The organism is Mesorhizobium sp. M8A.F.Ca.ET.218.01.1.1, from assembly GCF_004791165.1.
In the GTDB taxonomy this organism is placed as follows: domain Bacteria; phylum Pseudomonadota; class Alphaproteobacteria; order Rhizobiales; family Rhizobiaceae; genus Mesorhizobium.
The window spans coordinates 80,308-92,037 of the sequence record NZ_SRUZ01000009.1 but is presented as its reverse complement, the minus strand read 5'-3'; the positions used below and the strand labels follow the sequence as shown (position 1 = coordinate 92,037).

The 11,730-nt window shown below is 59.9% G+C and carries 9 protein-coding genes and 2 pseudogenes; 5 read left to right on the top strand and 6 right to left on the bottom strand.

Translation table 11 applies throughout. The features are described from left to right. Positions 1–81: 81 nt before the first annotated feature. Positions 82–1,116 carry a plasmid partitioning protein RepB gene (gene repB, locus EN861_RS28385; protein WP_135867141.1) on the bottom strand — a complete coding sequence of 345 codons (1,035 nt, stop codon included), beginning with the start codon at positions 1,114–1,116 and terminating at the stop codon, positions 82–84. Continuing rightward, entirely contained in the window at positions 1,113–2,294 is a 1,182-nt protein-coding gene (gene repA, locus EN861_RS28380; RefSeq protein ID WP_135867139.1) for a plasmid partitioning protein RepA, read from the bottom strand. The genes repB and repA overlap by 4 nt, the downstream gene beginning before the upstream one ends. Before the next feature lie 408 nt (positions 2,295–2,702). Between repA and EN861_RS36450 the strand changes: the two are divergent. Continuing rightward, a pseudogene (locus EN861_RS36450) lies at positions 2,703–3,151 on the top strand (hypothetical protein); the annotation flags it as partial. Between the two features lie 403 nt (positions 3,152–3,554). Here EN861_RS36450 and EN861_RS36445 read toward each other — a convergent pair. Further along, positions 3,555–3,990 (bottom strand): annotated as a pseudogene (locus EN861_RS36445) (integrase); the annotation flags it as partial. 160 nt (positions 3,991–4,150) lie between these two features. Between EN861_RS36445 and EN861_RS28365 the strand changes: the two are divergent. Then, on the top strand, positions 4,151–4,486 hold the full coding sequence (locus EN861_RS28365) for an MbcA/ParS/Xre antitoxin family protein (RefSeq protein WP_179296568.1): 336 nt from the start codon (positions 4,151–4,153) through the stop codon (positions 4,484–4,486). Next, positions 4,483–5,001, top strand: a complete 519-nt coding sequence (locus tag EN861_RS28360) for an RES family NAD+ phosphorylase (RefSeq protein ID WP_135867136.1) — start codon at positions 4,483–4,485, stop codon at positions 4,999–5,001. The genes EN861_RS28365 and EN861_RS28360 overlap by 4 nt, the downstream gene beginning before the upstream one ends. 44 nt (positions 5,002–5,045) lie before the next feature. On the opposite strand, the gene EN861_RS28355 is transcribed toward EN861_RS28360, so the two are convergent. Next, positions 5,046–6,269 (bottom strand): site-specific integrase, encoded by a 1,224-nt coding sequence (locus tag EN861_RS28355; protein WP_135867134.1) that lies wholly within the window; start codon positions 6,267–6,269, stop codon positions 5,046–5,048. A 125-nt stretch (positions 6,270–6,394) separates the two neighbouring features. Between EN861_RS28355 and EN861_RS28350 the strand changes: the two genes are divergently transcribed. Both EN861_RS28350 and EN861_RS28345 read left to right on the top strand, forming a co-directional pair. Further along, on the top strand, positions 6,395–7,417 hold the full coding sequence (locus tag EN861_RS28350) for a DUF1403 family protein (RefSeq protein ID WP_135867256.1): 1,023 nt from the start codon (positions 6,395–6,397) through the stop codon (positions 7,415–7,417). Positions 7,418–7,422: 5 nt separating this feature from the next. Further along, positions 7,423–8,130, top strand: a complete 708-nt coding sequence (locus EN861_RS28345) for an SMC-Scp complex subunit ScpB (protein ID WP_189343760.1) — start codon at positions 7,423–7,425, stop codon at positions 8,128–8,130. Between the two features lie 275 nt (positions 8,131–8,405). Here EN861_RS28345 and EN861_RS36700 read toward each other — a convergent pair whose 3' ends face one another. Together EN861_RS36700 and EN861_RS28330 are read right to left on the bottom strand one after the other, a co-directional pair. Next, the gene (locus EN861_RS36700) at positions 8,406–9,578 is read right to left on the bottom strand and encodes a Shedu anti-phage system protein SduA domain-containing protein (protein WP_210235197.1); all 1,173 of its coding nucleotides are present in this window, start codon (positions 9,576–9,578) and stop codon (positions 8,406–8,408) included. 52 nt (positions 9,579–9,630) lie between these two features. Further along, a complete protein-coding gene (locus EN861_RS28330; protein WP_135867130.1) occupies positions 9,631–11,595 on the bottom strand; it encodes an ATP-binding protein in 1,965 nt (654 codons plus the stop codon). Between the last annotated feature and the right edge of the window lie 135 nt (positions 11,596–11,730).

Here is an 11,730-nt window from a genome sequence, read left to right as displayed (position 1 = left end):
TGGAGATGCGATTCTCGGAGTGCTTAGTTCAGAGAGAGGCTTCCACGGCTTGCCGTTCGGGGGCCTTTTTCTTTTGCGGCTTCAGACTCCTTGTTTCGTGGTGGACTTCCGAAAGGCCTCAAACAGGTCGTCCAGTTGTCCGGCGATAAACGCTGCGAAACGCGATCCTTCGGCCTCTCCCACGGCAATCATGGTAGTTTTTCCGTTGTCTTTGAGGCTGACGCTGACCGTTTTGTCTGGAGCAGCCCAGGATTTCATAGCAATCATGGGCTTTGATGGCTTGGCCGGAGCCGCAGGTCCTTTAATCGCATTGGTATCCGACGGGAGCGTCTCAAGCAGCATGATGAATCTGTCATCGGACGTTGCCTCGCGGAATTTGTTTTTGTGAGTAAGATCGAAGGCTTTCGCGAGTGAGCCATCGACGGAATAGCGGTTTGAGAATTCCTGCCATCGTCCTCGACCAATCCCGGGGGCTTTGCCAATCGATTGCAGTATCTCCTTGTCGACCGAGGAGGCGATTTTGATCATCTCGGAAACGTGCGATTTTCCGGTCGACAACGAAGCGCAGATGGTATCCCGTTTGTATCCTGCTTCCTGTTGCGCAAGCGCAAAAGCGCATTTTTCGATGTATGAAAGATCCTCTCGAGCTGTGTTTTCTTCCCCTTGGAAAATGACAGCTTGTTCATCGGTTAGCTCGCGGACGGCCGCTTTGAATCCGATCCCAAGCTGCTTAGCTGCCGCTAGTCTTCTGCGACCATAGACGATTTGAAACTCGCCATCCTTGCCTTGTACTGGTCGAACCAATCCCGGCACAATTTGACCGCGCTCCCGCATGGATTCTGTGATTTCAGCGATGGCGGAAATCTCATAGGCGTCATCATATCGATCGGTGATAGATGACGGCCGTATTTTGTCGGGATCGAGTTCAATGATCTGTTCGCCTGACTTCAATAACTTGTCGGCTATATCGCTACGCTCTTGCATTTGGCGAACACCAGCCGCTACCTTCATCAGGTGTGGGGATGACGTGCGACGGCTGAGGGCTTCCTCCGAATTCTCCTCCCCAAGTTGCCCCAAAACAGCAGCAAACATGCCCTTAGAATCTTTGCGGCTCACTGTTCACGCCTCCATGCCATTGTGATGAGGCTTTCTATTTCCGCGTTCGCGGCATTGATCGATTCGATTGCACGATCATAAGTTTTAGGTGCCGAGAACCTCGATCGTTGCACTTCGTAGAGGCTCTGCTTCCAAGTGAGAGCGTCGGCAACTGCAGTTGATTTGGAGACTGAATTCAGAAGTAGATCCTCGCCAAAAACTTGACGCATTAGGGCCTGCATATTGGCTTGCGGGTGGTCATTCGCCTCAAATTTGGTGATGAGGAATTTGGCGAAATCCCAACGCGCACCTGCACCAGCCTCATCCAGGATTTGCATATAAGACGCGGCCAGCTCCAAAAACTTGCCTGTGGAATCGACATCGAGCATGTGAGCCGGCACTGGGATGAGGACCCCGGTAGCGGCCGTGAGCGAGGAAAGCGTAAGGAAATTGAGTGACGGAGCGCAGTCGAGAAGAACGATGTCGTAGCGATCAACGATCTGTTCTAGCGCCTGTGACACTCGAAGAAGGAAACTCGTTCCACCGCTCTTGCGCATCTCAAGGGTAACGGCGGTTTCGAATTCTGTCAGCTCAAGACCGGCGCAGATGACGTCGAATCCGATGATATGTGTCTGATGCACAATTTTTTCTGTTGGCACCGGATCGTCAAACCGGATCGCCGAGTAAAGGGTGTCACCTTCTCGGTAGTCAAATCCCGGTAATGCTCCTTGCAGACTGGTTAACGACGCCTGGGGATCCATGTCGACTGCGAGAACGCGATACCCACGAAGTGCCAGCCAGTGACCCAAGTGAATAGTGGTCGCTGTCTTGGACGATCCGCCTTTGAAGTTGGTGATCGCGATTATCTGGCAGTCTTCGCCATCAACGCGACGAGGATTGATCCACTTCTTTCGCGCCTTTTCCGCCAGATGCATCCGAAGCTCAAGCACCTGCCCCACGGAATATAGGCGCTTTCCGGTGGTTGTTGTCTCTGGCTCGGGTCCCTGCCCTTTTAAGGAAACCTGGCGTATATAAGCTTCGGTCACTCCCAGCAACGCCGCCACTTCGGTCGAAGTGAATTTGCGCATGGTACGAACCGCGTCAGGAGGATACTGAGCCAGCGAAAGATTGTTGAGTGCCTTCTCGAGTTTCGTCGAAAAGGTATTCATGAACTGAAGGCTACTTAGATGCCGCGTCACCCAGATTCTCCTCTTGCACCCAGCCACAATGATAGCGACTGTGGTTAACAAGCCGTTAACGCCACGCCAACTACGCCAACTTTTCGAATTACGCGGTTTTTCCGTTACTGGCTTATGCCCGATTCGGAGTATTCGAGCAAATGGACACAAGGCAGTTCCCAGCTGGGAACTTTTCGTGGTCGCCGGCTTCGTGTGCCTCAAGTTGCAGTCGACGTCGGTGCCGGTTGGCCTCTAGCTTCCCGCGTACGGCGGCGAGTGACCTACATGCAGGCACCTTTCGACGCCTGGAGAGACCGCCACATTGGCGCGGCGGCGAAATTCTCTTTGTGACGGCAGGCGCGGAGCTCGGGCGGTCGTTCGCATCGGCAACGATCGGTTATGTTGTGATGATGCGGCCATGCCACGCCGCTTCCGATGTCGCGCGATCAAACCAACGGTCGCCGCTGGATTGAATTCTTCCCAGACAAGGGGCGTGCCGGTTACGTTGCGGGGCAAGACTGGCTGGCGGAGGTCGAATTGGTCGCGGCTCGTCCGACGCCACCTGCCGATCGTCGCCCTGCAGACCTGGCTGAAGCTGGCCAGTATTGCGCATGGTCCCCTGTTCCGCCGCGTCACCGGTCAGGGCAAAGCGGTGGAAGCCGAGCATCTGAACGGTCAGGAGGTGGCGCGGCTGGTCAAACGCGCGGCCTTGGCCGCCGGCGTGCGAGAGCGCTATGGGCAGAAGCAGCTTCTCCACGCCTACCGAGATGACACGCAAGTATCAGCGACGGCGTCACCGTTTTCGACTCACTCTAACTCTGGAAGAGCCAACCCACCCGAGAGCCACATGCCCCAACCATAAAGTTGAGGGTATCTAGGTTTATTGGTGCCGTGCAAGCCTCCAACTTGAAGAGCTGTTCCCAGCTGGGAACTCAAAGTACGGGCGGACGAGTTGTGCGAGAAGTTTGGTTCTCGATACGTCCCCAGGATCCTTCGCCAACAATTGGACTAGACCCAGAGGGAAGTTGCCTGACGGCTGCAGCAGCCTCTTGCTTGCCTCATCGTCGACGCACCGGAGGAGAGTGCGCGTGGGGCGCCCACGCGCCAAACGGTGTCGATTGCTGGCAAATCGCGCTTCGTGATCGCCCCGCCGGGCTGGCCAGTCAGACGCCCCACGGCCCCCTTTTTGCAACGAGGCATTCTGTCCGGGCCGAGCGATTCTCGCGAATGGCAATTCAATGGCTAGGATTTGTCGCCAGCCGGCAACATCGAGGCAGACGATTCGGATCGGCGCAAGCCACCGGCGAAGCCCAAAAGCAGCATGACGCGGTCGCGCAGACCGCGCAGGTGCCGCGGTCAAGCGTTTCCAGCATGGCGAGAAGAACGTCGCGCAGGATGGCTTCCTTTGATGGGAGGAGAGGCGTGTTTGTTACGGATGCCGGCGAGCACCGTGGCGATATGCCGGTCCTCTCGGTCGAACGGTCGACCGCGTTGCGTGCCAAGTCAGCGACGACAGGCAGCACTCGATGGTCGACGCCGACCTGTGTCCCTTGCCGATCCCGAGGCCTGGACCGCGATGTTGAGGCCGACGATCTGTGGGTCTGGCGGCTGCGGATCAAATAGCTTACGCCGGCACCGGGCTCAAAAAATGCTTCCAGTTGCCGGCATAGGCACGACGGGTGTTTGCCTAACTCGCTGCTTCGACATAAGCGCGCAGACGGTGGGAGCAGCTTGAATGGTTCGGTCCTGGGCTTGAAAGGTGCCGAGAACTGCCATATCTTTTGCACAAGAAATATGACTCTCCATATGGTAGGATGAATTCTGTGGCCCATGCACTCAAGATCCCCGAGCAGAATGGACCTCTCGTTTTGTCCTATATGGACCGGAACGGGAAGATTGCGATCGAGCAGGTCGCGGATGGTTTTGGCATGTCCAAGGGCCAGTTGGCCCAGACCGCCGGTCTTGCTCGCGAGACCCTTTATCGCTCAGAGCGCAGCGCTACGGTTAAGACACAGGGGCGTCTGCGGGAAATGCTCGAGATCATAAGTCGCGTGACGGATTGGGCGGGCGGCAAGGAGCAGGCGATGGCTTGGTATCGAGCTCAGCCGCTTCCAGCATTTGGCGGACGCACCGCTGAGGCGCTGGTGAAGGACGGCAAGGCAGCAGCGGTCCGTGACTATCTCGATCACATGGCCGTTGGCGGGTTTGCGTGAGGTTCGTTGGAACCTGCTACCGCGCACACGATCCACGTTGGGCATTCAAGCCGACTTCCGGCGAAGGGGCGGCGATCAGAGGTGCGCGATTTAATCCCAAAGGCGTGCCGGCGCTCTATTTGGCGCTGACCATCATGACAGCGGTCAAGGAAGCCAACCAGGGGTTCGCGCACCGGATCGATCCTTGCGTGCTGTGTTCCTATGAGATCGACTGCGACGACATCGTGGATCTGACAACGGACGAGGCGAGGGGAGAATTTTCTATCGCGCTCGAGGACATGGCCTGCGCCTGGGCGACGGCGCTTAGCGACGGAGAGCGCCCGGCGTCCTGGTCCGTCTGCGACCGGCTGCGGCCTCGGAGTATTGCCGGCATTGTGGTCCCAAGTTTCGCGCCGAGCGCCGAAATGGAGGATCGTAACCTGGTCCTTTGGGACTGGGGTCCGGGTCTGCCGCACAATATAACCGTATTCGACCCAAGCGGCCGGTTGCCGAAGGACCAGCTATCCTGGCGATAACGTACTTCTCGGCATCCGAAGGGCAGGGGAGAGGCGTGCCCGGCCTATAGTCCGCTCGCCTTGGTGAGATTGATACGGAAGCGATCGCGTCTGCGCTGATAGCGGCGAGTCATTTCAGCCGAGGCATGGCCGAGCTGCTTTTGCACATAGCGCTCATCGACTTCGGCCGAAGAGGCGAGGCCAGCGCGTAGCGAATGTCCGGCAAAGAGCTTTGCTCGTTCGCCTTCCGACAGATCGCCGCGCACGCCGGCCGCCAGCGCAGTGCGCTTGACCAGGCGCGCCACCTCCTGGTCGTTGAGTCGATCGGCGCCGACCGCCTTGCCCTGGCCGGTGACGCGCCTGAAGAGGGGACCATGCGCGATACGGGCGAGCTTGAGCCAAGTCTGCACCGCGACAACTGGGCAGGTGGCATCGGACGAGCCGCGCCCGACTTCGACCTCCCGCCAGCCGGTCTTGCCGCGAAGAGAAACGAGCATGCCCTTGTCAAGGATCTCGATCCAGCCTCGGCCGTCCTCGGTCTGGTCGCGGCCGACATCCAAAGCCACGATCTCGGAGCGCCGCAGGCCGCCGGCGAAACCCAAGAGCAGCATGGCGCGGTCGCGCAGGCCGCGTAGCGTGCCGCGGTCGAGCGTCTCCAGCATGGCGATCAGATCTTCCGGCAACACCGCCTCCTTCTGCCGGGGTGGGGAGGCGTGCTTGTTGCGAATGCCGGCCATGACGGTCGCGATATGGCGGTCCTTCCTGTCGAGCGGCTGGCCGCGCTGCGCATAGTTCCACGTCAGTGAGGAAAGCCGGCGCTCGATCGTGGACACCGAGTTCGGCTTCTTGTCGCCGGTCGCCGTGCCAGAGGCGCACGCGGTGATGTAGAGCCCGACCACCTGGGGATCCGGCGGGAACGTTTCGACGCCCTGGCGCCGGCACCAACTCGCAAAATGCTTCCAATCAGCCGCATAGGCCCGACGCGTATTGGCGGAACTCGCCGCCTCGACATAGTCGCGGGCGCGATCGGCCAGCGCGTCGAGATGCGCCGGCAGGCGGGGATTGGCGACGGCCGGGAGAGGGGAGGGGGCTTCGGCCGGCGGTTCCTCCGGGATACGACCCATCTCCATGACAACGTCGACGATGTCGGGCAGGTCGTCGGCGATCGGCGTGTCGTGCCCGGCCGAGGCCACCTGCGCGATTTGATCGACACCCCGCGCCGTTTCCTGTGGTCGAGCGGAGCGATGCCGAGTACGATTTTCGGGGTTTTGATCGACGATAGGGGCCATTTCCTCTATAAAGACCAACACGAACGATAATGCAAGATTATCATTCGTTGTGTGTTGCCTACAGGTACAGCGCTTTTTGCCTATTTCCGTTGCGAAAAGCGCCGTCATGATTCATCGTGCTTGCAATGATTCTGCGCGCCAAACCCTTTTCGCGTCATTACGCCACGCTTGCCGGTGCCGCTTCGACCGCGCCGATGGCAGCGGTGCCGGCCTGGCTGCGCCGCGCCGTACCGGATGCGCAAAGCCTTGCGGGAAAAGGTGTTGATGACGTCGCGCTCGCTGCTGGTGCCGCCATCGGCGCGCTCGATGCAGTCGTTCGCCAGCAGGAGCGGTGGGCCGGCGCTTGGCGGCAGCGGCTTGCGCTTTCGGCGGCAGCGGCAACGGCGAAACAGGCCGGCCGCGTCGAGGATGAAAGCGCACTGCGCGATGCCTTGCTGCTCGCGCGACCGGGCGATTTTTGGTCCGTCGGTCCCGCCGGGCTTTTGCTGCTTGCCTGGCGCCGGCTGGCAGCCCGGCCCGCGGAGGAATTGCTGACGGAGAAAAACCTCGCCGCGGTGTTGGAAGAGTTCGGCTATGCCCCGGATGATGAGGTGGTCAGCGATTTGGCGGATGATCTCCGGCAACTCGCTGCCGGCACTGATATGGTCGCAACGCTGACCGGCACATTCATGGCCGCCGAACGCCACGGCTTTGCGCGCGCCGTCGGGGCATGGCTCGCCGACGGCTTGCTGGCGCAACGGCTGGGTTGGGTACACGCGGTGCCGCTGCTGGGCGCCGAGGCAGCCTTGGGCATAAGCGCCCGCCCGCGTCGATCGGCAGCCATCTCTCCGGTGACAGGCATTGAGACAGATCTTGAGCGTGCCAGAAGTCTGCTGGCCGTGCAGGCGCGCGCTGCGCTTCGCGCCATCGATCTTTCCGCTGAACTCAAGCGCCGCGCGGACCGGCTGCTTGCGGTCGCGCCGAAACTCCGGGCCAAGGCGGCGGACGCTGTTGTCGACAAGCTACTGGCCGACGATGCAATCATTGCCTCGGAAAAGGTTGCCGGCATGAGCGACCGCGGCCTTCGACGCCTGTTCGATCGGCTGGTCGAACTTGGCGCCGTGCGCGAGCTTTCCGGGCGCCCAACGTTCCGCATCTACGGGCTGTGACGATCATGGCGGAGACGGCGCGGAGGCAACGGGGGAGCCGGTCAGATGACCGTCGATCAGCTGACCAGTTGTTTGACCGGGAGCTGGATCACCTGCCGCCGGAGGCGCGCTGGCGCGAGTGGATGCATCGCGTCGAGGCAACAATTTTTGCGGCCAGCGAACCGGTGACGCGCGAAACGCTCGCCCGCATCGTGGGGAAAGGCTGCAGCATCGATCTCCTGATCGACGACATCCGGGAAGAATTGCGCGGCCGGCCCTACGACCTGGTCGCCGTCGCTGGCGGGTGGAAGCATCTGACGCGGTCGGCCTATGCCGACGCCATTCGTGCCGCGGTTGGCGGCAACGAGCGCGCGGCAGACCTCACGCAGTCCGAGGTGCTCGTGCTGATGTGCATCGGCTACTTCCAGCCGATCACTCGCGCCGAGCTTTCTTCCTTCTTCGGCAAGGAGATCAGCCGCGATTTTATTGGTCATCTGCGCGGCGCGAAGCTGATTGCGTCCGGTCCGCGCAGTCCGACACCCGGCGCGCCCTACACCTATGTGACGACGAAAGAATTCCTGCTGGAGTTCGGGCTCGATACGCTGCGCGACCTGCCGGATTTCGAGGCGCTCGAGGATGCCGGCCTGCTGTCGAAGGAGAAGTTGCTTGCGGGCAGCATCATGCCGGACTTTGCTGGCGTCCCAGAGGACATCGGAGTCGAGACGGACGAATAGCTCTGCGTTGACACCAAGGGTCCCTCTTATCGCGTTGCAGAGGGTCCGCGCCATGCCGCTATGCCGGCTTCGCCGACAGGAGCTCGCGCAAGGATTTCAGCTTCGCTAGCAGCTCATCGAAGGTGATGATAGACAGCCCGGACAAGCTGTTGCGATACAGTTCGAAGGAACGCTTCCGCTCGGTATCCGGGATTGTGCCCGCCAGCACCACACCTTTGATGCCGTAGGACTCCAGCTTATGCTGGGGATTAAGCGCTTTAATTCGGTAGATATCGCTACGCAGTTTGTCGATCTGGTCGCGGGGTCTGCACGACCGCGCCGACGAGCTCGGGGGAGGGCGCCAAGACTCCGCCCCGGTATTGCTTCTTGCTGACCAGGTCCATGCCGGGCGTTTTGATCTCCAAAATAGCAATACTGTCGGTCAGCTGGTTGGTGAACAGGAAATCGGCGATCTTCTCGCCTGACCCGTCGAGGATCTTCCCGCCGACATGGGCCTGCCCCTGCAGCAAAAGCACCGGCACGTTGAATGCCATGTCCAGGATAAAAGGGTTGGCCTCGAACAGCTTCTGCCATTGCGGCTCGGTGGCCCTCGCGGCGAACTGCGTTTCCATATGGACTATCAGCTCATCGAGGGAAGCAAGTTCAATCTCGTCATGAAGTTTTACGAGCCCGGCGCGCTGGGTTTTGATTGATTTGCGGACCGTTGCGCCGGCGAGGCTGACAACGGCCGCCCGGTCTTTTTCCGAAAGGCGGGCGTCTACAATAGTCTCGCCGATCACTTCCGCTAGATCATCAGGTGCGCGCTCGAACAGCTTCAGCGGAAACTTTGTACGGTCGAGCCTGGTGAGAAGATTGGTGTAGGCGGCCTGGTGCTTCTTCTTCCTGCTCGAGGCGCGCGCCTTGTCATCAAAACGATTGGCCCCGCGGCGCAACTCGTCGAAAAGGCGATAGCCCATCTCAAAGGTCTTGCCGTCGGCCGACCGAGAGACCTCGAGGGTCTTCTCGTCGGTCAGGCGCAATTGCTTGATACCGTCGATCTGTGACAGCGCCTGGGTGATGAATGAAAGCGTGCGATCGAGCCCAAGCCCGAAATTCGGGTTTTTAGTGAACCCCGAGGGCATGCACTCCTCTAGGTACATCTGCACGTCATCGAGGGTGCTCGGCACGACGAAATGTTCGGCTCCGTCATAATCATCGACCATGTGGGCGAACCCATTCTTCAGTACCAGCTCGATCGAAACAATGGGATCGTGCTTAGGCGTCAGGAAGCTCGCGGACGTGGGCATGGTATTGACGGGATAGAGCGTGGTCGTGTCCGTCCTAGCCTCGAACTTTATAAGCAGGACGCGGGTCGTTGGGTCCCCCTCGCGGTGCGCGATCTTTAGTCGCGTCGCTGAAGGCTGGAAAAACACCTCCACGAGGCCTCGTCCTCGTTCCTCGATGGACAAGGTGCCTAGGTCGTCCTCTCCAAATCGTGGGCCGAACGTTGCCATGCTGATCCTAAGGGTGTGCCGAAGCACCTGCGCCGGCAGCGGCTAGCAGGTCCCGCTGTGGATCCGGTGGCGGCGTGATGAAGGCATCGCCATCAACACCGTGTTCCTTCAGGAACGGGGCCTCCTTTAGCCTTTCGCGAAGGCCGAGCATTCGCTTTTCCGCTCTACGGATGAAAGTATTGTAGGTCATCGGGATGATGGTAACGCGTCCGTCCCACTCGGTTCGACTCCCGCCCTCGGCGGCATCGATCTTCGAGCCGAGGATGTAACAGGTCGTCACGGCCGCTTCGGTCAGAAGCCCCTTGCTCCTCAGCTCCTTCACATACCGCCACGCCTGATCTTTCTGCTCGGAGCCTATGCCCACGCCGGGCTTCTTGATCTCGGCCACGACCAGGCGGGACACACCATCCACTTCATGTCCGAGATCATGCGCGTCGCGGCTATAAAGCCCAACGCTGCCATCGGGCAGCATCACGAAATCGGGTCGCTGCCTGCTACCCGTTTCATTCGACCCAAATATCTTGCGAATGACCTCCGTCATGCCTTTGTTGCTTGTGAACTCGAGGCTCTCAAACTCAGGGCCGAACACCCACAGCGATCGCTCGAACAGCGGCTGCAGGTCGCCGACCTCGTCCATGGTGTCGTCGCGAAGCTTCTTATCCAAGTCCTTGATCAGCTTCAGGCGCGTCTGGATTTCATCGAGGGCGTCCTTCGCGAGCCTGAGAGTCCAGTCGTCGAGGAGTTCGTACAGCGCATCGAGATCGCCCGGCTGCAGCTCGTTCAGCTTCCCTACTAGGCTGAATTTCGACGTGCTCAGTTCAAGATTGGCGAGGATGCCCGCGACCTTGCCGATCTCTTCCGTCGAGATCGAGGGGCAATTATCGATCACCTCATCCACGAACTGATTCCAGCGTTCGCGCCCAACGGGAGGTAGCTGCCGCACCGTCTTGACCAGCTGTTCCTTGACGGAGTGTTTCGCCTCACGGCGGCGATCAGCAGAGAAGGTGGAGAGGTACTGCTTGATCTGCGCATGCACGGCGGGCCGGGTGGCCTGCCATGCCGGGTCATTGGGAAGGAACCCGCTCCAGTCCGGCTGCACCGCATTCTCGAGGATGTCTGCCGAGACGATGAACTGGAAGCGTTTCGCTTCGGTGCTCCGCCCGTCGAGGATACGCTCATGGTCGAACCCGACCCAGCCCGGGTTTCCGACAAGCCGCGAATTCACGCGCCATGCAATGCCGTGCTGCCTCGTGGTCCGATCGGCTTTCTGGCTATCGATCATTACGATCTGGACCACCCCAAAGCCGGGCACGTCGACGTTGACCTTCTGGATGTTGCGCGTCGGGATGTCATCGAATGTGACCAAAGTTCCGTCGAGCGAGACCACGAAATTCGGGTCCGCGAGAAAGCGCGTGCCGATGATCTCGCGGGCTGTGTCCGCGCCCATGGAAGTGCCATCGGAGGCGGTCGCCATTATCTCCGTACCATGCCCAATGACCTTGTCGCGGGAGTTGATCACCATGACGTCGAAGGGTTGGGTGACACCGCGACGAACTTCGTAGACGGTTTCGACGCTGTCCCGCCAGGTGCGCACCGTGTAAGGGTCGGAGAACTTGAAGGCCGCATGGCGGCCTTTACCGTTGCGGCCATACGGGTTTCGGGGAGGGGAGTCTGACAGATCCTCGGGCGGCCCCGACTTGGTGCCCTCGTCGGCAAGGCGATTGTAGTCAAGCGTATTCCAACGCCTCTCGAACTGCGCCGGGGTCATCCCTTTGCCGTTGTCAGTGATGGAAAATCGGATGTCTTGGCTGCGCTTGGGCCAGACTATATCCACCTTGGTCGCGTAGGCGTCCCAAGCATTCGCGACAAGTTCAACGATGGCCACTGCAGGATCGGAAATGATCGGCCCTGCATATTTGTCCAGGAAACGGTCATCGAACAGGACGGCCTGGTTTGGTCTTTCCTTGTCCATGGTGCTGTCCCCCTCTTTCTATTACACAAGGATTTTCCGTTCACGTCCACAGCTATGCGCCACACAGCGATGTCTGTCATGGCTCACCAAGCGCAGCCGGAGCATCTCAACGCCGTCGGTCATTGATCGAGCCTT

Excerpts from the sequence above, each read along its gene's own strand:
- EN861_RS28355 (WP_135867134.1), bottom strand. The coding sequence starts at position 6,269 with ATGGCCCCTATCGTCGATCAAAACCCCGAAAATCGTACTCGGCATCGC.
- EN861_RS28330 (WP_135867130.1), bottom strand. The coding sequence starts at position 11,595 with ATGGACAAGGAAAGACCAAACCAGGCCGTCCTGTTCGATGACCGTTTC.
- EN861_RS28345 (WP_189343760.1), top strand. The coding sequence starts at position 7,423 with ATGGCGGAGACGGCGCGGAGGCAACGGGGGAGCCGGTCAGATGACCGT.
- EN861_RS28365 (WP_179296568.1), top strand. The coding sequence starts at position 4,151 with ATGGACCGGAACGGGAAGATTGCGATCGAGCAGGTCGCGGATGGTTTT.
- EN861_RS28350 (WP_135867256.1), top strand. The coding sequence starts at position 6,395 with ATGATTCTGCGCGCCAAACCCTTTTCGCGTCATTACGCCACGCTTGCC.